This window comes from Legionella maceachernii (assembly GCF_900167045.1).
Taxonomy (GTDB): domain Bacteria; phylum Pseudomonadota; class Gammaproteobacteria; order Legionellales; family Legionellaceae; genus Tatlockia; species Tatlockia maceachernii.
The window spans coordinates 73,279-97,806 of sequence record NZ_FUXJ01000015.1 but is presented as its reverse complement, the minus strand read 5'-3'; the positions used below and the strand labels follow the sequence as shown (position 1 = coordinate 97,806).

Sequence of the window (24,528 nt, the reverse complement as noted above, 5' to 3'; positions counted from 1 at the left end):
CACTCGTTTCGCTTGCACAACGAATCGCGCTCTTAGGACAAGAAGTTGAGCTATTGCTCTCAGAGCAAGTCAATGCTCGGGACAACGAGAGAAGAGCGCTGGATGAAAGCATTATCTCTAAAACCAACTCCGTTAAAGAGAATATCAACTACCTGTTTTCCATGATTAAAAGGGCGGAAGTAGAAGCCGATACGCAGGATTTTATTTCCACAGTGACAGAGTCAGTGGCTCAAGAAGAGACGGCTTTCATTTCAGAAGACAACCAAGCGTTTAGTTATCTTCTCGCTTTACCGGTGGAGGTTCAGCAGCATATTTTAAGTAATTTAAGCTTACGTGAACTGGCCAAAGTACGGGAAACCTGTAAAGAATTAAGGGCCATAGCAGAAGACGTCTTCAATACTCGGTGTAAACCCTCTCATATTGTTGTTTTTCTCAGCCAAGCTAATGCGTCTGAAGGGAATCAATTTGTCGCCGAATACCAGCAAACGGATTACTACAAAGCATTGAAACAGAAAGTAGTCCAAAATCAGCAAATGACTAACGAAGAAATGATTTGCTATACCTTAACACGGGATAATTCGATGTTGCCACAAGGATTAGCGCTTGCTTTAGAATCCGAGTCGCTCGATGAAAATACGAGAGAGCATTTAAAACTCATTGATAAGGCTGAGAGTGTACTAAGCCATACTCCAATTAAAAACTACCATAAAGACAATAAAGAATTACTGAAATTGCTTGCGCTGCATGATTCAGAAAAGTTTCTCAACCTTTTTGCTGGCACCAGCTTATTTGCATATGATCTATCTCACCAGAATTTAGCAGGTTATTGTTTTATAAACACCGTATTTTGCCATCCTTATGCTAAAAGTAGCTTGGAAGGGGCAAATTTCAGCGGCGCGAATTTGCGTTTGGCTCAGTTGGATGATTGCAATTTAAGGGGCGTGAATTTCTGTGGGGCTAATCTTAGTCAGGCAAGATTAAATGGAGCAGTGTTAAAGGATGCCGTCCTAGACGGTGCCAATTTGACAGGGGCCAACTTAGTGTTGACGGCATTGATTAATGTTGACCTCCGCACAGTGGATCTCTCTCAAGTCAATCTGGAATGGACTTTTTTAAAAAATGTTCGTCTTGTGCCCGAAACAAGCATAGAAACCCCTGAAGCACTGGAATTATTTTTAAGTGAATTTGAACAGCGTTTTTCAGGCCACAGCGCAGGTAGCTTAAACACGATTCGAGGTGCATTATTAGAGGATTTGGCACGACTAATTGATGCTAAAACTATCCCTTTGGCTGCGAAATTAAATTACCTTGAGGTCGTGCTAGCAAGGTATAATGCTCAATCGTTAACCACCGTCTTACTTCCTTTTAAAAACCCTTGTGCTGATTTGCATCGGAAAATGACGGGTAATGAAAAGGAAAAAGGCAAAGAGCATCCTCTTAAGGCGGAGTTTCTTGGTCATGTGCATAATATCTTAACAGCGATTGAAAAACTTCCGACTGTTAAACCACAAAGTAATCAAAGAAATAGACGCCAAAAAACACCGAAACCGGTTGGTCCAAGAACAGTGAGTCATGCGATTAATCTCGGCATACAACAAATTAACGAGTGTTTGGCTAAAGACCCTCACTTAAAGAATGGTTCGCAAATTTGCGAGGCATTTGGTATCGATGAATTTGTTTGGCATCTCATATTCCATGGGACGAAATCTCCTTTGATGTGGCCTAGTCAACGCCCGACAGTAATTGATTACCCTTGTTCAGAACTTAATGAAAAACACACTAAACTTTATGCTGGTGAAGTGTTTAATGGTGAACTGTTTGAGGTTAACTTATTGCGAACCATTTCGCCTACCGAACTTGAGGAGGAGTTATATGGTGAAGAGGATTTTGTGATTGTGGGCGAAGATAGGAATGAAACTGTCGTTAAACTAGGGGGGCTACTTTTTCATTATGCACCGGGGGGTAAAGGAAGTGTTGAGGCAAGAGTTGAAATCATCGATTTTGAAAAACATCAACTAAAGCCTGGATTTAAAATCGATTTAGGACGATACGGTGCTTTAAAATTTGAAATGTTCATGCCTTTCGATCCTTTTGTGAATTACGGGGCAGCAACAAGTTGTACGGCAGACATCGAACGCTCTGATTTAGAAATTATTGAAGCGGGATATTCACTGAAAAGAAAAATCATCGAATACATCTTTGCTACACAAAAAGGATGTAACTTATACCTAGAAAAAAGACAAGAAGCGCAGCTATTCGAAGAGAAAGAGGCGTTATCAGACGAGAAAGAAGTAAAAGGAGCCATTTCTTCTACCCAAACATCTCAAGTTGCTCCATTTTTTCAAACATGGCAGCAGACTCATCCGGCATCGAGTCTAAAAGAAGAGGATGAAAAGTCGCATGGGCAAAAAGAGGACTCTTACGAGCTTGATCAAAAACCAAAACAAGCCACTTTCAAGCCTGCTCAATCCCAGGTTGAAACTAAGGATAGCAGCGTAAATCCAGCACACAAAGGAGCCCTACCTTGTGCAGCTGTTGCTTCTGCTGGAAACAATCCGCATGCGTTTTATCATTCAACGCGAGCTCAAGGATCTGAAAAGGCTGAGCAACGTAGGAAGTTGAGATCAAAACGTCCGCCCATTGAAGTACCGGAACAAGCCCAGGGCTCTTGTGTAATTAGTTAACCTTATACTTAAGCTAGACTCGATTGTAACTGTTGTTCATTCAAACGAGTCTAGCTTATTATGTTTATTAATTTCTAGTCTTTTGAAGCTTCAAAGATCAAAGCCATTGAGAGATGGTTCTCGTATTGACCTTCAATACATATGGCATTTCTATGCAGTCCTTCTACTACAAAACCAACATTCTTATAAAGAGCAATAGCAGGTTTATTGTTTTCACGAACAGTTAGTTCTATACGAGTTAAGCCTTTTTTTCTTGCTTCTTCTAAAGCACTTTTAATTAATGCTTTTCCAATCCCGTTTCCTCTATAAGGAGCTAATATTCCTATCCCTAAGTGGCCTGTATGCGCAAAAACGGGTCGGTCTAATGGACTAATATCACACCAACCAACAATCTTACCCTGGTGTAAAGCAATCAATTGTGGCCATTTATCTTTGATTTGTTTTAAAACAAACGCTTTAGTGCTCTGAAAGGGCGGTCCTTCCAAAAAAGCTAAGTAACGACGCTCACGCGCAACACTATCCACTGCAGACCAAAAATCTTCGATGTGATTTTCTTGAATGGGAATGATGTCAAATTTCATAAATAGTTTCACAGGATAAAGAGAGTTCTCAAAGACCCTATTCCAAAATGGGATAGCCGAATAAGTTTATTTCGCTGTACTCAATTTATTCAAGCTAATAATTTATTCGTCTTTATTGTGTCGAGGTTGAATAATGAATAATGCACTACATCAAGCCGCTTATGACGGTGATATTGTAAAAATTCAGCATTTAATTTTAAACCAGGGCTATAACCCTAATCAATTGCATTCCGAAGATAATACAACTCCTTTAATGGCTGCCGCAAAAGGCGGTCATCTCGAAGCAATGCAAGTATTAGTTCGATTACGTGCAGATCTATATTATAAATCTGAAAACACACCTTCTTTGTGGTATTGGGCAGCTAGTTCTCATAATTGGCCTGCAATTGCTGACTATTTAATATCAGCAGAAGTTCAATTCTTCCCAAACGAGTTAAGTGCAGACCCTAAATTACCTCTATTATGGTTTTTGGCTGGAAAAAAATTTTGGTCGTATGTGCAAAATGCATTGCTGTTTTTCGATCGAGACATCAACGCAGCACCTGAAGGAGGGCACCACAAAGGAAAATCAATTCCTTGGCTTATCGCTGCAACTCATCAATATGCGCTATTTGATTTTATTTTGCAGAAATACCCAGAAATAAATATCGATGCATGTCCAACTCAGGGCGAGAGCAATGGTATGTCGATCCTTTGGATTGTAGCTTACCATGGAAAATGGGACATCCTAGAGAAATTAATTACCAGGTTTCCTCATGCAAATATCAATGCTATGGCGCAAGAGGGAAAAAGCAAAGGGGTTACAGTGCTTTGGATTGCAGCACAACATAAGCAATGGGCATTAGTTAAAGAAATAATGAATAAGTTTCCTCATGTTAATCTCAATGCCAATCCGGTGGAGGGGAATAGACGCGGCATGACCGTACTTTGGTTGGCAGCAAAGGATAAGCAGTGGACATTGGTGAAAGAGATCATTGAGAAATTTCCGCAAGCAAGTATTGATGATTATCCAGAAAATCCAAAGCACAAAAGGGAGTCAGTGTTGCGGTTGGCCATAGCAGATAATCAATGGGAGCTAGTAGAGTACATGTTGACTAAGTCTCTTGAAGAGAATTGCGCCGTGTCCACTGAATTGGTACTTGAATATGTTTCTATATTGCGCATACTGGCGCGAGTAGGGCGATTAGATCTAGCTCTGTTAATTCTCGAATCGCGTAAATTTTCTAATATTGACCTTGAGTTACTCACAGAAACGCAAAATGGCTTTCTTATTATGGAATCATTTCTTCAATTAGCACTGGAAAATAATGACAAATTCCTTATAAGGCGATTAATCTCAAATTTACAAATAAGGGAGCTTTTAGAACTTCATGACAAAACATTATTCACCCGAAAACGTCTGGATTTGTTTTTAGTGCGATATGAAGAAAAGCTCATTGGAAAATTATTCAATCAACAAATAGCTAAGTCTGAGGCTGAACAATCAATAAGAAATTTATTTCGCCAATCGGCTATTCATATTCTTAATTTATTTGATTCTTTAGAGACCATATGGAATTTATCATCCTTAAGCTATTTTAATATTTATTCAATGCCTGATGAGATACGATTATCTATTTCTCAAAATTTGATTGAAGATGTCTTATCATTGAGACTTAAAAATAGTTTTATGAAGGAGCTTCTTAACTTTTTCATCGAGAGTCATATTAAAAATAAACTTTTGGAACAAGATGCCGTCGAGGAAAGTCGACAATTTTGCTCGCGTTTAGCGACGCTTGCATTTCGTAAATGGCGCCATGAGCATATGGATTTTATTTATAAGGTAAAAAATAAGGATATCCTGCGCGTAAAAATAAATGATTACCGTCAGATGGTTTATGATCGCCTCTATAATATTTTAGGCCCCTCAAATATAGAATTTACTTTCAACCAGCATAGGCGTTTTTTAGGACATCAGAAAAAAACAGCGAATTCTTCAACGATGCAAAAACACATTATTGATGAAATCGCCCGACTCGAACCCAGTGATTTTAATCCCACTCAATTAGATGAAGTCATTGGTTTTGCCTTAAAATGTTTTGGCAATGAGGGCAAATTTTTACAAAACAAAGGCGCGCAAAAAAGAAGAAGGATTGAAGAAACCAAAAGTGATAAACACGAAAATGCATCAGCATCCACTCTTTCTGTGGAAATTAATCATTCCATAAAGAAGAGAAAATACTCGCTTGATGAAAATCAATCTAAAAATCAAAAGGAACAAACATTAGGCAAAGAAAAGTCAAGTGAGGTTGAATCAGAAAAGAATTCTTCATTCAATTTGTAGTGCTAATGGACTGAAACTGCGGATTCGAAGAAATAGTTGAAGAAATTAATAGGGCACCAAAAAAGATAAAAAAGGGTTATTGGTTTCGAAGTAACTAAACTGTGTTTTGGCCATGCCATTCAAAGTACTGCAGAAGGTAAGATAGAGCGAGAGCAATTTATATAAAAAATTTGAGGAGTGTCTATAAGGTTTATTAGCCAACAGGTAACGAAATAAGTGAAAATAGAGACGCTGGAGGTCTTTTAGTTCCCCAAGGTTTATTTATCGAAGCAATGAAAAAATAGGCTCAGGCATGTAAATGGCATATTGAAAGTTAAATTTTCGTGAGCGAGTCAGGTAACGAACCACGGTCGACCTGCCCCAATAAAACAATATGAAATAAATCATTTAGTTGAGTCTGGGTTGAGCAAGTCTGAAATTGCTAAAAGACTTGGTATTGGTCGAACATCGGTAAGATGAATTTTATCACGCAAATACAGGGATTATAATGTTAATTATTTTTGGTGGACTGCCAGGAACTGGTAAAACAACAATTTCAAAAGAAGTGGCCAAGCGCTTAAAGGCTGTTTACTTAAGAGTGGATACTATTGAACAAACTTTAAAAAATCTAGAGGGTTACCCTGATTCATTAATTATAGGCTCTGAAGGGTATGTAGTAAGCTATGGTATCGCAAAAGAAAATTTAGCCTTGGGCTTAGATGTTATTGCTGATTCAGTTAATCCAATTGCTATTACGCGCCATGATTGGCGCCAAGTTGCGAAAGAAGCAAATGCCGTTTTTGTTGAAATTGAATTAATTTGTTCTGATAAAAAGGAACACCAAGACAGGATAGAAAAGAGAGTAGCAGATATAGATGGACATAAGTTACCTACATGGAGGGATGTTCTAAATAGAGATTATGAACCTTGGGAGTCAGTGTCTATGTTGGTTGATACCTCAAGACATACCGTCGATGAGTCTGTTGAAAAAATTATTGAGTATATAATGGGCTACAACTGAACATACTGACTCTCCAGAAACTCATCAAAAAAATGAAAATATTACTTAAATAGAAATAATCTAATTTATAAATTAATGAGCTAGTATTTTGATGCCTATTTATTGATAAAACATAGAAAATACTGCACTTAAATCAGTTCGCGAGTTTTTTCCTAATGACAGCAAAAATTGACTCAGGGGGCTGCTTAACAGACCGGGTAAATGCCTCGGAGGTTGAAAATGATTAAACCAATTCATAATGAAGATGAGTCATTACTTAAACTAATGGCCAATAATTTAACAAAAATTGATTTGTATACACGGATTGATTCAGGTGATGGTACAACTTTAGGTTGGTGGTTAATGCGCGGTGAAAATAATTTTGATGATAATGATTCGAACCCGCCTGGATGGAGAATGTTTGATTATAATTGGGTGTTATATCGTACTACTGACTGGAATGTTGCGCCAACAAGCGGGCCACTTGCGGGCTATACTGCCGCTTCATTTTTAATTAATTCTCCCAGTGCCATAAAATATCTTTACAACCTTGACAAATCGGATCCCTTTATTGAGCAATACAAAAGTTTATGGAACGAATAGGAGCTTAGCTTGGCAGCTCTTAGAGGAACATCCAGAAGTTTATATACAACACCCAATATTAGTGTCCCAAATAAATGTCAATGAATTTGATGTAATCGATAATATTGACATAGACTTTAGTAATAATGAGAGTCCATTTTTAAGGACTTTTTATGATGGATTAGAGTGTTTTGAATTTCAACTAGATAAAATTGCAACGTTATTAGTTGAACTGGATGATTTTCAAATTGTAAAACATATGTCAGAACCAATTGCTAACTCCGAGGACTGTACTGCCTTATGTGAGCTAATCAGTAAAAGACCTGATCTTTATTTAAAGATTAAGGATGAGGGTCCTGCAATTCGTAGAGAGTATTCTTTTAATAGAACAATTTTTTTACCCGAGATTGGTTATATTTTAGACGAGGGAGAAGAGCTTGATCTTGGGGAATTGACAGGCGATACAGCTGGATTTCGATTTACATTAACCACTGAAGGAAGAATCTATTTTGATTCTAATCCAGAAGAGCTTCGAAATCTTAGAATAGAAGGGGTTTTTGTTGATTGGTTATTTTTTACAGACGAGGGATGTAATTTTTTGACATCCAACTTAGATGTTTTATTTGATTCAACACAACAAAAGTTTATTTTTGCAAATGAGGAGTTTGAGCGTGTTTTAAAAAATTTTGATAAAATTGCTGATGAGTCTTTAAAAGAGTTATGTAGCTTTATCTGGCTGAATCATATTTTAGATGGAAAATCCTCTACTACAACGAATGGTTTAGAATCACCTCCTAAAAAAGATATATTAGAAAAATTAAAACAGGATTTATGGCAGCCGGAGATACTTGCCGCATTTGCGACCATCCATCGTAATTTATTTACTGATCTGCAGGTAGAACTTTGCCAATATCTAATACCCTATCAATCAGAGGCGGTTTTTGATTACCTTTTAAAAAAAGCAACCTTTGAGCAAGCGACTAAATTATCACGCATCATAGCTGTAGGCAGTGTTGATTTTTATCAAAAACATCATCCACCATTAACTGAACAACAACGCAAAACTATTCTTGTTACCATTGTTGAATGCTTAGCAGATGCTTATGAAGCAAATCTTTTAAAACCAGGGGAAATCCTCTTACCATTTCGACAAGTTTTAAAACAAAACATTGGGGCTTGTACAGAATTTACTAAGGAAGCAATTGATGATGCTATAAAAAAATCCATTAAAGAATACCAGGAACAAAAAGCAGATAAAAAACCGCAACAGCAATTTTTTAAACGAAAGTTCGATGAAGATAGACCGACAGATGAAACAACGTCTCACAAATTTAGAAAATTAGGGCATTAAAATAATGCTCGCTCCATCTTTTTAAGGGTTAGATTTATTAATTCTTTGCCACCTGGGGTAAAAACAGCCACTTGGGTTAAACTTGAATTAGTCGCTGAGATTGAGTTTACAGAATGGACTTCATAATTTAATAAGCCTGATTATCAAAATAACCGGCATACGAAAAGGTCACTTTTACCAAAAAGTGACCAGAGGGGAAATGATAGCAATTCTGTAGATGTAAATGCAAGAGTTAAAAGGGCGGTTAAAACTGCCAATGATACTCCTGAACTTATGCAGTATATCGATGTTTACCGAGAGATTTTCCCTAACAATCCACAACCACACAAACGAGTTATAGCAACTTCGTTGCAAAAGACTTTACGCACCTTAATCAAACGATGGCCTGAACTTGATCCTAACGGAAAGGCGTTAACCATTGATGCGTTTAGGAGGTATCTGGAAATGCTCAAACTTAATGCTCCTAAATTCTCTCTTGGAGAGTATGTCACGCAAGAGGGTAATCGCAAGAAAAACAATCTTGAAACCTTTGCCAGATGGAACACAGTTGTTAAATTCCTGGAGAATGCGTACTCATGAGTCCCTTAAATTATTCACACGAGTTAGAACAGCGCGTACTTGAAACCTTAATGCATTTTGGCGTCCATACTTCAGAGGAAGTACAAAAAGCATTTCTGAAACTAAGCACTGATGTTTTTTACAAGCCTGAACATGCCATTCTATTCAGCATGATTAAGGAGCAATTCAAGAAGGAAGAAGGATTCAATTTTGTAGACATTCTTGTGCTGATTCCCAGGGGCAATAATGAACTTCATGGGGAATTGAGTTGGATTATCGACAATTACGGCAAATTTCCTCATGGTGCTTCTAGTTTTCAACATGACATTAAGCGACTGCTTACCTTGTCGCAATTGCGTAAACAACTCACAACCCTAGAAATCGCGTTACGCGAGGTTAAAGAATGCCGTGATGCTGAGGACGCACAGAATCTCTTGATTGAGAAAATGAATGAAGTGTCCAATATCACTTATCGTGAATCTAAATTTGGCACAAGCAATATTGAATTGGCTGAGGCTTTCTATGACGGCCAGCTTGAACAAGATTTAATTATCCCAACCACATGCGATCAGCTTAATCAGGCTTTGAATGGGGGCATCAGAGCTAAGAGCTTGGTAACAATTGCAGCTGGTGCTGGAGTAGGGAAGACAGGTTTTGCAATTTATCTCATGGATTCCATAGCCCGCACTCAGGAAGGTTCACAATGTTTGTTTTTCTCAATTGAGATGGAAGCACGCCATATCTGGATGAGGCACGTTGGTATATGCGCTGGCAAACAGTTTGAGAAACTAAATTATGACGAGCGACTGGGTGCAGTTACTAAATCAATGCAAGTCCCAGTTAAAATCTATGACATTGCTACGTGTCGAGCAGCGGATGATATTGACTTTATCTTAACAACTGCACGATTAAAAGCCATGGAACAACCTATATCGGTAATTGTGGTTGATTATCTAGGTTTGGTTGAAAACCGTGGTAAATTCGAACGTAATGATTTAAAGCAGTCTGACATTGTGACCAAGTTATCCAAGCTAGCAATTGAATTGAATTGTGTGGTCATTGCATTATCCCAAATTAATCGCGCATCAGCTGCTCGTGCTGTTGATGACCGTTGCCCATGGCCGCATGATGCTGCTGATTCAAGCGGCTCACATCGTAGTTCAGCATTATGGCTAGGTGTGGATAGACCAGAGCTATATCAAGATGATCCTCAATATCAAAATCAATTCGTAGTTAAATGTCGCAAGAATCGATTCGGGAGTAATTTTGAACTTCTCTACGGTTTTAACGAAGGAACTTTCGGAAAATATTCTCCTCTCCCTTGTTATCCTCCATTTGCTCCAAAGAAAACTAAAGAGGAAGAGTTGTTCGCATAGATCAAATTCTAGGTGGAAAATCTTTGATTTTAGAAGACTTCTCATAAAATTAGTGCAAAGGTAGCGGGTAGAGCAATTCCTACCCTTATAATGCGCGTATAGCGGTTTTAAAGAGGTTGTAATAATGGCGGTAATGACATACTTGAAGAATTCAGGCAATCAAAAGCAGTATTAATCACCGTATCAGTAGTTATTTCTCTGCCAATTTGCCTACGTTGCTTGGGAATGTCTCTACCTTGCTGTACCGCAATACTGGACTGAAATTGTCGTAAGTCTTTTAAGCGATTACAAAACCAATAATTTTGCGTTGGATGTTGGGCACAAAACATACAAGGTTGATAATTTCTATCTGTACCGTGGCCATTTCGCACTAGATACTCTATTTCCTCATTCACTTGGCGCATTAACAGGCTCAAATATTCTGATTCAAAACTAGTCATTATTTATCATCCTTTCCATAAAATTATTAAACTTGGTTTGAATTTTTATCATGTCTTGCTTTGCGTTGGCTTCTTCTGTTTGAGCTGCTTCGATAAAAGTATCTTGACATAGACGCAATAAGTTACTTGTAAGAGTGATAATAATTCCACCGACTGCCCAGTTTAACTCCTTTTGAGCATGTCCTAAATCCATTAAAGTGGTTTTAATGTTCTGCAAAGTGGCTATAGAATAATCTAATGCGCCTACAATAGTTCGTTGTTGATTCATTGCGCTATTACTCCTTTTTTTAATCGTTCCTTGTATGCCTCTAAATCAATTACACACCTACGCAGTTCGCATACTTGTGAGTCAATAATATCAATAGGGGATATCCAGTTTTGCCCTAAAGCAGATGCTCGTTTATTGATTTCTATTCGAAAATTCATTAAAAATTGAGCAATAGTAGCCTTAATGCTGCCGGAAATATCACAGGTGCTATTTTGCGTAGTTCGTAGAAACTCTGCTATGCACTCATGATTTTTTAAATCAAAATCCTTGTAATCCATTCTATTTAATCCCCTTAAATAGCTTGTTCGTTAGCCCTTTGCAATCTTAACCAGGTTTAAGTATGGCTAAATTGCGTTCACCTCTTTCTATACCACCCATGTAACCAAGGTCAAGCCCCGCATGATGGGCATACGATTCTTGGCTATAGCTTTGAATCGAGCGCATCATGCGGATATTACTACCTAATGTTTTAGTATCTCCTCTGTTTTAATGCCTAATTTTAAGCCTTTGCAATACCACTCATAAACCAAGCATGTCATTTTATATAGAAATTTATCCGGCTGATCACCATAGAACGCCATAATATGCGCAACGGCTTTTTCAATTTCTTTCTCTATATTATTAGATTTCATATTGCACAGCCCTCTTTAACCAATAACTCATATGCAAGCGCGGCATTTTCCAAGAATTCGTCACATTCTTCTAATGTCCACCCATAGTTAGCTTGATAATCAAGCATTGTTGTGTCACGTTCTTTGCGTGCTAACCATGCTAGAACTTCTAAGTCCCTATTGGTTGAGTTGTAGAGCATGTTTTGTATTGCTGTATCTAATTTCATTGGATTGTCCTCCATTGTGTTTAAATTTGAACTATTAAGTTTTTCTTAATAGTTCAGTTATCCGGTTTTACCGGAATACTTAAAATTCTTTGCTAAATTCAGGTATTAACTCGTCAACTGCATCACACGCTAATTGATAGAATTCACCCGATAGAAACTCATGGACTGAAGCAGTAATGATGTCCCAAACATTAGGGTTTTTAGGTAAAATTCCCTCATCATCTACAGTTGCAAAGTTTGTATTTTCAGCCAGTAGTTTAGCCATATCGCTGTAATAAATTGGCAATTCCCCGTCAATAATTTCAAAGCGTGAATCTTCTAAACTGTCTATCACTTCGTCTCTTGTCATGTCTTTAAGCTCATCATTTGAAATATGCCATTCAAGCCGCTCTTTGATTGAACTATAAAGGTTATTTAATAACTCTCTTTTGCTACTTCTACTCATTTGGATTGTCCTCCAGTTACAGATTAAAAGTTAAACCTAGGTTTAACTTGAAAGGGATTTTATTCAACCTAGGTTTAACTGTCAACATGTAAATATAACTTTTGCGACAATTATTTTAAATTTGATGTGTAAGCGGTTATAGTAGGGGGTAAACTAACTAAGGATGGTACATAATGGATAAAATAAGATGTCCTAATTGCAGGGGAATGAAACAGGTTGCTAAGCTTGGCGGAATGATGGGCGATTGTAATTTGTGTTTAGGTACAGGAAGCGTTACAGAAAAGTCAAAGCCCACTATTGTTGAAGCTGTCGAACCTATTAATGATGTTGTAAAACGTGTGGCTGATTGCGTGCCAACTACTACACTTGAATTAAAGGAAAATGAAGGCTTACCCACTGATAAACAGCTTGCAGAAATACAAGCTATTCAAGCTGGGAAGGAAACACAAACCAAGGTTGATCCTAAGAGGGCGATTTATAAGCGCAAAAAAGCTTAAAATCATTTAGAGCAAAGGAGTGCTTAAAATGGTAATGCATAATACACACCAACCAACAGACGAATTAAGGCAGCGGGTTAGTGATTTGGTTATGGCTGGTACACCAATTCATATCATATGTGAAATTCTTGATATGACAGATAATACATTGAATAAGTATTACGCCAAGGAACTCAAAACAGCCAAATCTATTGCTATTGAGCGTATTGCTAAAACCGTATATCAACAAGCCATTGGCGGTGATGGTAAGGCACAAGCTTTATACTTAAAGACTCAAGGAGCAAGTCAAGGATGGGTTGAAAAGCAAATTGTTGAGAATGTTGGCAATGATGATACCCAAGCTCTTAAAGAGAAAATTAAGGAGCTTGAGCAACTACATGAGAAAGATTATTAAACGCTGTATGATAGATATATTAATGAGTCTTTGCCGTGTCTAGTAAGTGATTTGGCGAGTATGTCCTTCAAGTAATTTATATACAGAGGCACGAGATATTTTTAGTTCTTTTGCTATATGGGTTATATTCAATCCTTGGTCACATAGGACAATGGCTTGCGGCTTAAGGTTAGGATCAAGAGGTTGTTTACCAAATGGCTTACCGCTTCTTGTACCTTTCTTTTTAGCTTGCGTTATTCCTTCGCGCTGACGTTCTCTACTCATTGCACGTTCTAATTGCGCTATTGAGGCAAATAGCTGTAGTTGGAAGGTTTGAAAGTGGTTATTCTCATTAGTACTAAACTCTAAGCGTGGCGAATAGATAATGATAGAGGCTTCAGCTTTTAATACTTGCTCAACTATTTCTAATAAGTCACGCATTGAACGAGACAATCTATCAACTGCATGAACGTGCAGCGTATCGCCTTTGCGTAGTGCATCTAAGCAACGTTTAAGCTCTGGCCTATCCTTAGTTGCTCCGCTTGCGTGCTCTTCATATACGCGGTCTAATTCAATGCCTACGAGCTGTCTAGCTGTCGTTTGATCTTGAGTGCTTACCCTCTTGTAACCTATGTGCATAAATTGTACTCCATTGTTAGCAAAGCATGGAATATACAGTACGTTTGCAACAAGTGTCAATTAAAGTTATTTAATGCTCATTGCAACGATATTGATGATAGTGTCGCATTGAGTGTATGTAGAATAGTGGTTATGCAACACAAAAAATAATTAAAATAAATAGTGATTGTTCAACCTAGGTTTAATAGCATGGCGATCAAATAGATGTGATGACCTTGCAGTCATCCAATGCCATGCCTTCTCGCTTGCCCATGGGTAGGAGAGGGGTACTGTCATAGCGTTTGAAGGGGGTATGCCCCGCAGCGAGGCACTCCCTGTTGAGTAGCGGAGGCTCCACTTCCTCCACAACCAGAGCACTTCCCTAACTCCTGTATAATTTTCCAACAATTTCCAAAAAGGAAACAATTCACCATATTGTTGCTTTCAACATAATGGTCTACCCTATACCCCATATAATTTTCTGGGGAAATTTTATTTTCGCCTACCTATAGTGATCCTCTTGTTAATCTTCTATAATTACGGGGTAGGAGGACAACTAATGAGCACTAAAACCATACATTTAACTAAATTTAATCAAGAATCTTTATCTCCCAGAGAGTTTATAAACTTAAAGGCAGGAGATAAGGCTAATATTTCCTATACAGAGGTTGTACCTCCACGTCTTGGCCAAAAAGACTTTGGTAAAATAAAAGTCCACTATAAAAGGCCAGTATATAAATAATGATTGATTCAGAATCTAAGAATAATAAAAGTCAATTAGCTTTAACTCCCGCTATAGTCGAAAGAATTGTTAGTAATCAAACTAAAGATTTAGAGCTTAGAGAGAAAGAAATTGAGCAAGCTAAGCTCACTCAATCAAATGACCATGAATTTGCATTAGCATCTTTGCAAGCTCAAATTCAAGATAGAGCAGATGAGCGCAAGCATGAGGCCAATAACACCAAATATTACCTGGGCTTTGCCATGCTAATAATAGCAGGTTTATTTGGACTGTTTGCTTTAGCCATTTCAAAAGGTAAAGACCAAATTGTAATGGAAATTCTAAAAGTTATTACGTATGTAGGAGCAGGGGCTTTGGGTGGCTACACCTGGGGGGCTAGGAGCAAAAAAACCACTAATTCAGATAACGAATGAACTCCCTATGTAGAAATGTACTAATTGCTGTGAGCCTTTTATTTGTGTTGTCAGCTTTTACCGAATTAGCATCGCCTCATAATAGAATTTTTGAGAGCAGCAAAATAATACTACCACCTTTAGCTACTTTGGTTATTGGGTATTATTTTGGGCAAATGAATAAGGTTAAAAAATGACTCGCACAGTTGAAATTATAGAAACAAAAGCTTACAGAAACACTGGATATGACATAATTTACGATGGAAAACAGTATTGCATCATGCGTTCCAACTCAATGGGAACTCCTGAGTTCATGACCTACCACGATACCCTTGATGAAGCCACAATGGCCAGGCAAAATAAAAGCTAAGGTTTCTTAGGGTGCTAATTATGTGGCATCGATTCAATCTTTTAGTCATTGAGCCTACATTAGAAGGGCGTATTGTTTTAAGAAGTCATTTAGAGAAACTGAATTACTCAGTAGATTTTGCTTGGGATATTGAATCAACATTAACGCAAACAGACACTAAGTTTTATGACTTTATCTTAATTGATGAAAAGTTAGATACTCAAATTAGCTGCTCAAAGCTTATAGACAGTTTACACAGGAAATCAAAACTCAATCAAGAAACACCCATAGTATTTCTGTATTCATCTTCTAATTTGGAACAACCCAAAAGTGAACAATGCCACAGCTTTCGCAGACCAGTGACGGGTAATGACGTATTAGAGTTAATGGAATTTTTATTAAAGTTAAAACTGCTTTCCGCATAGTAGCGGAATTATGATGGAACGCTAGGTTGCTAGGACAGTGTATAGGTAACTGTAACTACCGTGAAATAATCTTAAGTTCAGTCATGGTGCGACCATCATTCCAGAGGAAGATGCTACTAAATTGGTTTATGGGGCTTGACACTGATGTTATTACTGATTCTTAATTGAATATCTCATCTACCTAGAGTAGAAGGAGTTAAGCAACGGTTCTGCCCGCGCTTCCTATAGCCTCCGTTTTTCACATGGAGGCTATACATTAATCGTTTGAAGGCATAATTGGTTTGTCTCTTGCGGTTTTATGGCGCTCACGATGAAGGGTATTAATGTATCTATTAGTCGTATTGATTGATTCATGACCAGCATCGTCACGGACATGGTTCAGCGGTCTTCTCTTAACATCTTCTGAAATCGCCGTATGTCTTAGCCAGTGCACTGTAACCTCCCTTAAACCATCAGATTCATCAGGATGTGATACGGCTAATATTTCAGATGCCTTATTGAAGCAGGTTTGTAATATTCGCCTAACTACCTCAGTAGCAGTAACCGCTCCATAATCACGAAGTTTAGGGATTAGTGGTCGAGTATCAGCTGGCGTTGGCAATGGACTTAACTTTAAGAAAGTACGCCATCTCGTCAGGCTAGCAAGTACTGCTTCACTAACTGCAATTTGACGCTCTTTGTTCCCTTTACCTACAGTAGTAAACCACCAATTTCCTTCAGTATCTTTTGTAAAATGGTTCATACTAGGTATCCATCGTTCGCTGGCTGTTACCTCAGAGATACGCAAATATAGGCCAAAAAATAGACTTAGCATAAATCGTGTGCGTTCTTTCCATGTATCACTTTTGCCATCGATCAGATCAATAGAATCCAATATGGTCTGCCACTGCATAGTGGTTAATCTTCTATTTTGCCTAACATGCTGATGCTTGCGAAAATATTTGCTCTTTTGTCGAATTAAAGAAATTGGATTTGAGGTTATGTATCGCTCAGAGATTAAAAAATTGAAGAAAGTACTGAGTATAGCAAATGTTTCTTGAAGAGAGCCTTGAGACATTTTGTAGTCGGATGCTTTAGGCATATTGCCTTCAAGACGCATGGCATGGACTTGTGCTTTAGGCAGTGTTACAACGAAAGGTTTCCAGTCTGGATTTGGGGTGCGAATGCCATTTTTACTCGTAAACCGTATGACTTTTTTTAATCCAATCCAACCTATAGGAGGGTGCTGGCAAAATTTAACAAATTGGTCTATATCATCTCTGGTAAGTTCGATTAGAGAGGTCTGTTTATGAGCACACCACTGCAATAATCGCTCCACTTCCCTGCGATAGCTGTTAAAAGTGCCTATACTTTCAGTATAGCAACGCAGAAAACTTAACGCATAAGTGAAGTCATCTAGGTTTGCGTGGTCAGGCAAGACAACGTTTCTGGCATTTGTACTCAAGTAATTGATGTTATCAAATAAAGGCAACATAGATCGCTCCTGAAAAAAGCATCCTTGCCTGTTTTTTAAAAACCGCAATTATGCAACCTTTAGTTGTATAGTGTCAAATATTTTGTTCACCCACGCTAATTAATATACAATTAAGTATGGGAGACGTATTATGAATATTAATGAGGCCATTCAACATTTTGGCAGCGGTTATGAATTATGTAAAAAACTTGGCATTAAGTCACAAAATTTTTATAAGTGGAAAAAAGCTAACTGGATTCCACTTAAACAACAACATAAAATCAATGAATTAGTCGGAGGAATTCTACCAATTGATATAGATAAAGATGCCTTGAATAAGCGACTGAACTCTGCTTAATCAAATTAATTGAAGAGGATCGCTTCTTTCTATTGCTTACCTCCCCTAGAGATACCGATTCTGATAAATCACATGGCATAATGTTAATTGTTTTGAAAAAATAGCTGAAAAATATGCTAAATTTGGGGAATTTGTTTATGTTGAAGGAGGGGGTAGTAATAAGAAAGTTGAGCATGAAAATATCTAGATCAATAGCGTTACTCTATAACTCCTAGTGAAGCAAAACATACACCTTATAATAAATCAAAGCAACATATAATTGATGCCTATTTTATAATACATTTTAAGTTTTAATTTAGAGTTTTCTTTTAGATTATTTAATTCACACTTTTATCAAATTTATCAAAAGAAAACCCTCATTCTTCTAATTGGGGGTATTAAATAAAGCTAGGCTTCTACCGTACTATGCTGAGTTTCAGAAAGAAGGGGAAATTGCTGTGGTTTTAATTGTTTTCTATTTTTAAATTTTACCGCAACGGCGTGTAGTAAATCAGGCCATTTTGGTAGCACAAAACGCTTGTGCGTCTCATCCATAGCAAAATTTCGCCTGCTTGGGTAAACTTCAAAATGACAACCTAACTCAGGCCATAAGGTCATTGCTGTACATTCTTCAATTAAGTAGTCGAAACATAATGTGTAACCTCTTTCTAAATCAAAATTGGTTTTATTGAGTAATCGACTATAATATCTTTTGAGAAATTCTTGAATTGTGTCGTCAAATATGAATTTAAAAGCAGAATCATTTTCTATTTCATCTTTAATTAATTTTTGATTAATTAAATAATTTGAGTGGTTTAGCCATTTATCCCAACGTATAATATTAGCTAGGTTAGATAAGTTAGAAAAGTATTTCTTATTACGTTCTAACCACCTGTCTCCCTCATCTAAAGCAATTTGATATACATCATTTGGGCTTTCTGTTCTATCTAACACCATAGTATGTCTTTGTAGAGTATCATCAATCAGCATGATACATGAATCAAAAGAGTTATTGACTAATTCTATAGTGGTTTCAAATTTTTCATTTTCGTGCACTTCTTGGCCAACGCTGATTGTCAACAAGCATTGAGATTGATTAAATTTTGATTTACTTGATTCGTCAATATATCGATATACTGCTTTAATACTTGGCATCACACCCTCACTAATAAGTTATTTAAACGATAGCTAGACGATTAAAGCAAAAAATTTGCTTTAACACCCGTTAATGATATTTAGGAACAGGATTTAGGTCTGTCTATCTCCTTTCCTTAGGAGAGAAACGATTATATTAATGAACTTGCAACCTTCAAAAGTCTCAGTATTTTTTAATATAATCACTGCTATTTTACGAGGTAACCGAAGTTACTTATTGAATTTCAAGCATGATTTTAATTCATAATCAAATGATGTTCAAGTTAGTAAAAGAAGCTATGAAATACAAATAGATTACTTTTTATTAGAAATAGTTTCTATAAAACGCAACACCTCTAATTTTTTGCCAGAATTTAATGCAAAAAATAATTTGATTATTTCTGCTAGCTCATCTTCTTCTGCATAAAAATAAGATGGTGGAATTAACAAAACATCAGCAATCCGTTTTAAGGTATGGTAATCTGGAGTGTGTCTACCCATTTCATAATGATTGAGCCGTGCGCTTGCTGAAAATTCATCTACTCCGGCTGCTATCCCTAATTTTTTTTGGGAAAGTTTTGCGGATAACCTAGCTTCTTTTAACCTTTTAGGAATAGGAGACTCCATATTTTCCTGAAAATATAATTGTAAGCTTAGAGAATCTAAGTTTTTTGTGTCTTGCGATACTTAGGAATCCTATATATGATCTCTGGAAAACATTTTAAGTGTCTTAAGTGTTCAATTAATATTCAAATATAGACAAGAAGAGGCTTTCGATGTATATACCCCATATTTGTGTTTGTTATTTATTTAAGCAAGAAAGGATGGTTTATGGACGTTATTTTACAGGGAGCTATTAATTTAGTTTTCAGTGTAGCACTTTTTATCAATGCGCTTCTTTTTATTCCACAAGCCATAAAAATCTTTAAGGAAAAATCCGCTTTAGGCCTTTCTATGTGGACTTTCACAGGATTTTTATTAACGCAATTAGCTGCTATTTTATATGGAGTTATCCATGGTGATGCAGTATTAACTATAGGATATTTGCTCAGTTTAATAACATGCGGAATAGTGGTTGCTTTAGCGTTAATTTATAAAACGTCTCAAGCTGTTATTTCCTTCGAAGAAATTCTTAAACAATTACCTAGCCAGGTTTACTGGAAAGATACAACAGGGCGATATATTTGGCGCAATGATGCTAGTCTTAAGTATTTTGGTCTAGCGAATAATGGAGAAAGTAGAAATAAAACTGATGAGCAATTATTTTCAGAAAATATCGCAGCTACTATTCGTGAAGTTGATAATGAAGTATTAAAAGGAGCGATAAAAATTACTGAAGAGCCATTGTTATCAGCTCTTGGAATTGAAAAATCGTATCTTACTTATCGAATCCCTTTGAAAAATAAGGGCAGTGAAATTGTAGGATTATTAGGTATTTCTTTTGATGTTACAGAATTTAAAAAAGTCTTTATGCAACAGCTTCATACATTGGAGCATATTATAGCCATGATGCCTGGCAACGTATATTGGGTAAATAAGGAAAATGTTTATCAGGGGTGTAACGATAATCAAGCAAAATTATCAGGACTTATTTCTCGAAAAGAAATCATTGGCAAACGAAATGTGGATCTACCGTGGAATTTGAAAGCTGGTGCCTTACCTAATGAGTTAGATGCTATCAATACAAATGTAATGGAAACCGGCGAAGTAATTGTGGTAGAAGAGCCAGCCACTTTGTCAGATGGATCTCAACTCATGTACCTCTCGACAAAAGCTCCGATACGTAATGAAAAGGAAGATATTATTGGAATGGTTGGTATTTCAGTGGATATTACTGACCGTAAGGAAATGGAAATTAATCTTAGAGAGGCTATGATAGCTGCGCAAGCTGCCAGTCGTGCAAAATCTGAGTTCATAGCAAATATTAGCCATGATTTGCGCACTCCTTTAACAGGAGTAGTGACAATGGCAGATGATTTAAAAGATAGATTAATAGGATTAGGGGGCGAGCAAGAAGCAAAATGGTTACATAATAGCGGTGTACAATTATTAGAATTTTGCAACAACATCTTAGACTCTGTTTCTGCTGACAATTATACCGAACAGGATCTCAAAGAAGAATGCTTTGATTTACGCCAACTAATCCAGGCTGTGGGCAATCTTGAAATGCCAATGATTAAATCAAAAGGGCTTAACTTTATTTCTAATGTTGACCCTAACTCTCCTTCTTATATAGTCAAAGATGAAGCCAAGCTATACCGAATTTTGCTTAACCTATTAGGAAATGCCATTAAGTTTACAGAGAATGGCAATGTAAGTATTGATGTTAATTTAATCGAGCAAGATGATAACAATGTTACGCTAAAATTCTGCGTAACCGATACAGGGATTGGTATAAAATCTGAACTACAAGATCAGATATTTGATCGTTTCTTTCGAGCCGATCCCTCTTATAAAGGAGTTTATAAAGGAAATGGCCTGGGTTTATATATTGCGCAGAAATATGTTCAACTATTAGGAGGAGAGCGTATTTACTTAGAAAGTGAAGAAGGTAAAGGTTCCCGTTTCTTCTTCGCGTTATCTTTTAAGCTAGGTGAGCAGAAAGATGCTGTCCAAATTGTGTCTGAGCAAGATCAAAGACCTCAACAAGTAGGCCAAATCTCTTCGAATGTGCCAAAAACTTCTCAATCTATTGAGGATAGTACTCTCTCGGATGATACTCCTTTACTATTGCTGATTGAAGATAATAAACCGGCATTATTAGGTCTTCAATCAATGGTAAAAAGAGCAGGTTGTCGATTTAAATCGGCAGAGGATGGAGAGAAAGCTGTGGAGCTTGCTAAAACTCATCATTTTGACTTGATCATTAGCGATATAGGCTTACCAGGTATCTCAGGAATCGAAGCAACCAAAGCGATTCGTGCTTGGGAAAATGAAAATCATAAAGAGAAAGTCCCTATTGTTGCTTTAACAGGACATGCGGCTCAGATGGCTGAACCAGAGTGTTTACAAGCAGGGATGGACAAAGTATTAACTAAGCCTGCTACCTTTGATCAGATTAAAAACCTAATTCAGGAATTTATTTCAAATAATGAGAAGGTTGACTCTAAAAATACCCAGCAAGAACCATCACTACCACCTCAGACTGGCTTAGGCCGGGATTTACCTGATACTGAAGAAGAACTCTTCATGTTAGATCAATATCCTTATTTTAGTATGAAAGTAGTGACAGAAATTTATGGTGAAAATTGTCATAAGTTGGTTGAGGAGTCTTTAAACTCCATGTCTGATCTAATCCCTAAGGATAAAGAAGAGATTAAAGAGGCCTTTTTAGCTAAAAATTGGGATCGTGTTGAAGAATTAGCCCATAGGATGAAGGGAGGCGCTGCTTATGCTGGAACAGTCCGCATGAAATATGCTTGCCAATACTTGGAACGTTACCGTAAAGCTGGGCACTCAAAATCATTAGAGAAATTGTATTATCAATTAATACAAGTCGTCGATGAAACAAAAAATTACATTGATAAGTGGTTAAAGATGAACAGAGAAGTTTAATAAAAACCATCTATATTAAAAAGCAATTAGCAAGCATCCAGCCTACTAAGGCTTTACTTTCAGATAAATTATGCCTACTGTCGGTTAATTTAATAGTAGAATGCTAGATTTCACAGGTACAGTTCCCTTAATCTACTATTATCTTAAGGAGGATTCTATGTCTGAGATCTTCGTTTTCGGTAGCAATTTACTCGGAATTCATAAAAAGGGTGCAGCATTCCATGCTCTAAAACATTACGGAGCAATTTTAGGACAAGGTGTTGGCCTTCAAGGGAACTTTTACGCAATACCTACGAAGGAAACACCAGCCCGCTCACTGGATTTAGTTCAAATTAATAAATTCGTAGCCGATTTCCTCAATTTTGCTTACTACACTCCAGAACACACATTCTTAGTGACTCAAATTGGATGTGGTCTTGCAGGTTGGCATCCTAATCAAATTGCACCAATGTTTCGACTGGTTAAATGGATGGGGAATGTAAAAATTACTCAGGAGTTCGCTAATTTCATCGAAAATTCTTCCGATTTTCCACACATAATTACTACATTTAGTATTTAAAAATATAATTTAACACAATATATAGTGTTTTGTACTTAATCTGTGCTATTTTAGCTTTGATATCTTCATTAAGGCTCGCATGATGCGACTTTGGCAAAGGATTGCCCCTTCATGGATAAAGCAACACAGGTTAAGCTTGAGAACGCGGAACTTGCTGCCAAGCTGAAGGGCAGTTTATTGCTCTTCATTCAAGCATTCTTTCCAATACTAACTGGACGAGAATTTATTATTTCTCGTCCGAACGGTAGAGAGAGTCATTTCATTACGATATGCAGGGCGTTAACTAAATGTACACGTCTTGAATCACTACGCCTTTTAATTAATGTTCCCCCTGGTCATGGTAAGTCTGTCATAGTCAGCTTTTGGATAGCCTGGTGCTATGCGAAGTGGGTCGATTGTAACTTTCTGTACATATCTTTTGCTAAATCATTAGCCTCAACTCATACCGATACTGTAAGACGTTTGATGTCATTGACGCAGTACAAGACATTATTTGGAGTTCAATTACGTGAAGACTCTCAAGCAAAAGATGCCTTTACTACTGAAGCAGGAGGGACTGTTGCAGCGTTTGGTTCTGCTGGTGCTATTACTGGTCGTAACGCTGGGCTGCCAGGTCTGGATAGATTCTCTGGTGCAGTGGTTATTGACGACTCACATAAACCAGACGAAGTACACTCCGATGTAATACGTGAAAGTGTTATTACTAATTTCCGTGAAACCATCCAACAGCGACCACGAGGAATAAATGTTCCTATAGTCTTTATTGGCCAGAGGTTACACGAGCAAGACTTACCTGCTTATTTCCTTGCAGGTGAGGATGGCTATGACTGGGATAAGGTCATACTGAAGTCACTTGATGACGCAGGAAACGCACTTTATCCCGAAGCCTTTCCTTTAGATATGCTCCTAATTCGTCAAGAAAAAGACCGTTATGTCTTTGCCGCCCAACATCAGCAAGATCCTCAACCAGCTGGTGGTGGTCTATTTATGCCTGAAGATTTTCCTCTTTTGGCTGATGAGCCTGAATATCTAATTACATTCATCACTGCTGATACAGCCGAAACTGAAGACCCTCGAAATGATGCCTCTGTATTCTCATTCTGGGGTATGTACGACATTAAAACTCAAAGTAGAAAAACTGGAGTGATGGGCTTGCATTGGATTGCTTGCCGTGAACTTCGTGTTGAGCCTAAGCATCTTGAGGGTGAGTTCTTAGATTTTTGGCAAGATTGTGCACGTCATCCCATGCCTCCTTTAGTTGCATTTATCGAGAAAAAATCGACTGGGGTTACTCTTTTGTCAGTATTGAAGGGCATGAGAGGGCTAAAAGTACGTGAAATTGAGCGTACACGTAAGTCCGGTTCTAAGTCTCAACGCTTTATTGATATTCAACCTTACATAGCCAGTAAACAAGTTTCTCTTCCTGCGCATGGCGTACATACGGATATGTGCGTTACGCATATGAAGAAGATTACGAACAATGATTCCCACGCACACGATGACATCGCTGACACCTGCTCAGATGCAGTAAGAATTGCCCTAATGGATAAATTATTACACATCCATACGCACAAGGAAGCATTGTTCAAGAGCACCACCAAGGAGGCAGCTGGTCGCTTAAGTCGTATCGCTGCGCTGAAAAAGAAAGCCTATGAGAAAAGGACTTGAC

At 37.5% G+C, this 24,528-nt stretch carries 29 protein-coding genes and 1 pseudogene; 18 read left to right on the top strand and 12 right to left on the bottom strand.

The window, feature by feature from the left end; translation table 11 throughout:
• A partial coding sequence (locus tag B5D33_RS12985) for a pentapeptide repeat-containing protein (protein ID WP_078767451.1) occupies positions 1-2,684 on the top strand: 2,684 nt, incomplete at its 5' end.
• A 74-nt stretch (positions 2,685-2,758) separates the two neighbouring features.
• Here the strand turns inward: B5D33_RS12985 and B5D33_RS12980 are convergent.
• Positions 2,759-3,265 (bottom strand): GNAT family N-acetyltransferase, encoded by a 507-nt coding sequence (locus B5D33_RS12980; RefSeq protein ID WP_058451690.1) that lies wholly within the window; start codon positions 3,263-3,265, stop codon positions 2,759-2,761.
• Between the two features lie 133 nt (positions 3,266-3,398).
• Here B5D33_RS12980 and B5D33_RS12975 point away from each other — a divergent pair, with 133 nt between their 5' ends.
• From B5D33_RS12975 to B5D33_RS12950, 7 genes and pseudogenes are all read left to right on the top strand, one after another.
• Positions 3,399-5,588: an ankyrin repeat domain-containing protein gene (locus B5D33_RS12975; RefSeq protein ID WP_058451689.1), complete on the top strand. Its 2,190-nt coding sequence runs from the start codon at positions 3,399-3,401 to the stop codon at positions 5,586-5,588.
• Positions 5,589-5,948: 360 nt separating this feature from the next.
• Positions 5,949-6,047: pseudogene (locus B5D33_RS17080) on the top strand (recombinase family protein); the annotation flags it as partial.
• Positions 6,048-6,075: 28 nt separating this feature from the next.
• Positions 6,076-6,588 (top strand): P-loop nucleotide/nucleoside kinase family protein, encoded by a 513-nt coding sequence (locus B5D33_RS12970; protein WP_058451688.1) that lies wholly within the window; start codon positions 6,076-6,078, stop codon positions 6,586-6,588.
• Between the two features lie 219 nt (positions 6,589-6,807).
• Positions 6,808-7,170, top strand: a complete 363-nt coding sequence (locus B5D33_RS12965; protein WP_058451687.1) for a hypothetical protein — start codon at positions 6,808-6,810, stop codon at positions 7,168-7,170.
• Complete coding sequence (locus B5D33_RS12960) at positions 7,139-8,500, top strand: hypothetical protein (protein ID WP_078767450.1); 1,362 nt, start codon at positions 7,139-7,141, stop codon at positions 8,498-8,500. The genes B5D33_RS12965 and B5D33_RS12960 overlap by 32 nt, the downstream gene beginning before the upstream one ends.
• A gap of 273 nt (positions 8,501-8,773) precedes the next feature.
• On the top strand, positions 8,774-9,079 hold the full coding sequence (locus tag B5D33_RS12955; RefSeq protein ID WP_058451685.1) for a hypothetical protein: 306 nt from the start codon (positions 8,774-8,776) through the stop codon (positions 9,077-9,079).
• Positions 9,076-10,434, top strand: coding sequence for a DnaB-like helicase C-terminal domain-containing protein (locus B5D33_RS12950; RefSeq protein WP_058451684.1), 1,359 nt, complete (start codon positions 9,076-9,078; stop codon positions 10,432-10,434). The genes B5D33_RS12955 and B5D33_RS12950 overlap by 4 nt, the downstream gene beginning before the upstream one ends.
• Positions 10,435-10,541: 107 nt before the next feature.
• On the opposite strand, the gene B5D33_RS12945 is transcribed toward B5D33_RS12950, so the two are convergent.
• The 7 genes from B5D33_RS12945 to B5D33_RS12925 form a co-directional block, all read right to left on the bottom strand.
• A complete protein-coding gene (locus B5D33_RS12945; protein WP_058451683.1) occupies positions 10,542-10,874 on the bottom strand; it encodes a hypothetical protein in 333 nt (110 codons plus the stop codon).
• Positions 10,867-11,142, bottom strand: a complete 276-nt coding sequence (locus B5D33_RS12940) for a hypothetical protein (protein ID WP_058451682.1) — start codon at positions 11,140-11,142, stop codon at positions 10,867-10,869. Before B5D33_RS12940 ends, B5D33_RS12945 begins: the two co-directional genes overlap by 8 nt.
• Positions 11,139-11,420, bottom strand: a complete 282-nt coding sequence (locus B5D33_RS12935) for a hypothetical protein (RefSeq protein WP_058451681.1) — start codon at positions 11,418-11,420, stop codon at positions 11,139-11,141. Before B5D33_RS12935 ends, B5D33_RS12940 begins: the two co-directional genes overlap by 4 nt.
• Positions 11,421-11,466: 46 nt before the next feature.
• Complete coding sequence (locus B5D33_RS16960) at positions 11,467-11,589, bottom strand: hypothetical protein (protein WP_267889338.1); 123 nt, start codon at positions 11,587-11,589, stop codon at positions 11,467-11,469.
• Positions 11,590-11,603: 14 nt separating this feature from the next.
• A complete protein-coding gene (locus B5D33_RS16670; RefSeq protein ID WP_156415003.1) occupies positions 11,604-11,774 on the bottom strand; it encodes a hypothetical protein in 171 nt (56 codons plus the stop codon).
• Complete coding sequence (locus tag B5D33_RS12930; protein ID WP_058451680.1) at positions 11,771-11,980, bottom strand: hypothetical protein; 210 nt, start codon at positions 11,978-11,980, stop codon at positions 11,771-11,773. The genes B5D33_RS16670 and B5D33_RS12930 overlap by 4 nt, the downstream gene beginning before the upstream one ends.
• Positions 11,981-12,059: 79 nt before the next feature.
• Positions 12,060-12,425, bottom strand: coding sequence for a hypothetical protein (locus tag B5D33_RS12925; protein ID WP_058451679.1), 366 nt, complete (start codon positions 12,423-12,425; stop codon positions 12,060-12,062).
• Between the two features lie 173 nt (positions 12,426-12,598).
• Here B5D33_RS12925 and B5D33_RS12920 point away from each other — a divergent pair, with 173 nt between their 5' ends.
• Positions 12,599-12,922: a hypothetical protein gene (locus B5D33_RS12920; protein WP_058451678.1), complete on the top strand. Its 324-nt coding sequence runs from the start codon at positions 12,599-12,601 to the stop codon at positions 12,920-12,922.
• A gap of 28 nt (positions 12,923-12,950) precedes the next feature.
• The gene (locus B5D33_RS12915) at positions 12,951-13,316 is read left to right on the top strand and encodes a hypothetical protein (RefSeq protein WP_058451677.1); all 366 of its coding nucleotides are present in this window, start codon (positions 12,951-12,953) and stop codon (positions 13,314-13,316) included.
• 39 nt (positions 13,317-13,355) lie between these two features.
• Here B5D33_RS12915 and B5D33_RS12910 read toward each other — a convergent pair whose 3' ends face one another.
• Positions 13,356-13,934: a recombinase family protein gene (locus tag B5D33_RS12910; protein ID WP_058451676.1), complete on the bottom strand. Its 579-nt coding sequence runs from the start codon at positions 13,932-13,934 to the stop codon at positions 13,356-13,358.
• Between the two features lie 538 nt (positions 13,935-14,472).
• Here B5D33_RS12910 and B5D33_RS12905 point away from each other — a divergent pair.
• From B5D33_RS12905 to B5D33_RS12890, 4 genes are all read left to right on the top strand, one after another.
• On the top strand, positions 14,473-14,655 hold the full coding sequence (locus B5D33_RS12905) for a hypothetical protein (RefSeq protein ID WP_058451675.1): 183 nt from the start codon (positions 14,473-14,475) through the stop codon (positions 14,653-14,655).
• The gene (locus B5D33_RS12900; RefSeq protein ID WP_058451674.1) at positions 14,655-15,068 is read left to right on the top strand and encodes a YrzE family protein; all 414 of its coding nucleotides are present in this window, start codon (positions 14,655-14,657) and stop codon (positions 15,066-15,068) included. The genes B5D33_RS12905 and B5D33_RS12900 overlap by 1 nt, the downstream gene beginning before the upstream one ends.
• Before the next feature lie 172 nt (positions 15,069-15,240).
• Positions 15,241-15,417, top strand: a complete 177-nt coding sequence (locus B5D33_RS16665) for a hypothetical protein (RefSeq protein WP_156415002.1) — start codon at positions 15,241-15,243, stop codon at positions 15,415-15,417.
• 20 nt (positions 15,418-15,437) lie between these two features.
• On the top strand, positions 15,438-15,821 hold the full coding sequence (locus B5D33_RS12890) for a response regulator (protein ID WP_058451672.1): 384 nt from the start codon (positions 15,438-15,440) through the stop codon (positions 15,819-15,821).
• Between the two features lie 256 nt (positions 15,822-16,077).
• Here the strand turns inward: B5D33_RS12890 and B5D33_RS12885 are convergent, their stop codons facing one another.
• Positions 16,078-17,295, bottom strand: a complete 1,218-nt coding sequence (locus B5D33_RS12885) for a tyrosine-type recombinase/integrase (RefSeq protein ID WP_058451671.1) — start codon at positions 17,293-17,295, stop codon at positions 16,078-16,080.
• A gap of 130 nt (positions 17,296-17,425) precedes the next feature.
• Between B5D33_RS12885 and B5D33_RS12880 the strand changes: the two genes are divergently transcribed.
• Entirely contained in the window at positions 17,426-17,632 is a 207-nt protein-coding gene (locus B5D33_RS12880) for a helix-turn-helix domain-containing protein (RefSeq protein ID WP_058451670.1), read from the top strand.
• Between the two features lie 387 nt (positions 17,633-18,019).
• On the opposite strand, the gene B5D33_RS12875 is transcribed toward B5D33_RS12880, so the two are convergent.
• Together B5D33_RS12875 and B5D33_RS12870 are read right to left on the bottom strand one after the other, a co-directional pair.
• Positions 18,020-18,766 (bottom strand): hypothetical protein, encoded by a 747-nt coding sequence (locus tag B5D33_RS12875; RefSeq protein WP_058451669.1) that lies wholly within the window; start codon positions 18,764-18,766, stop codon positions 18,020-18,022.
• Between the two features lie 294 nt (positions 18,767-19,060).
• Entirely contained in the window at positions 19,061-19,372 is a 312-nt protein-coding gene (locus tag B5D33_RS12870) for a helix-turn-helix domain-containing protein (RefSeq protein WP_058451668.1), read from the bottom strand.
• A gap of 204 nt (positions 19,373-19,576) precedes the next feature.
• Here B5D33_RS12870 and B5D33_RS12865 point away from each other — a divergent pair, with 204 nt between their 5' ends.
• The 3 genes from B5D33_RS12865 (at position 19,577) to B5D33_RS12855 (ending at position 24,527) form a co-directional block, all read left to right on the top strand.
• Entirely contained in the window at positions 19,577-22,300 is a 2,724-nt protein-coding gene (locus B5D33_RS12865; protein ID WP_058451667.1) for an ATP-binding protein, read from the top strand.
• 157 nt (positions 22,301-22,457) lie between these two features.
• Positions 22,458-22,859 (top strand): A1S_2505 family phage non-structural protein, encoded by a 402-nt coding sequence (locus B5D33_RS12860; protein WP_058451666.1) that lies wholly within the window; start codon positions 22,458-22,460, stop codon positions 22,857-22,859.
• 111 nt (positions 22,860-22,970) lie between these two features.
• Entirely contained in the window at positions 22,971-24,527 is a 1,557-nt protein-coding gene (locus B5D33_RS12855; protein ID WP_058451665.1) for a hypothetical protein, read from the top strand.
• The last annotated feature ends 1 nt before the right edge of the window (position 24,528 follow it).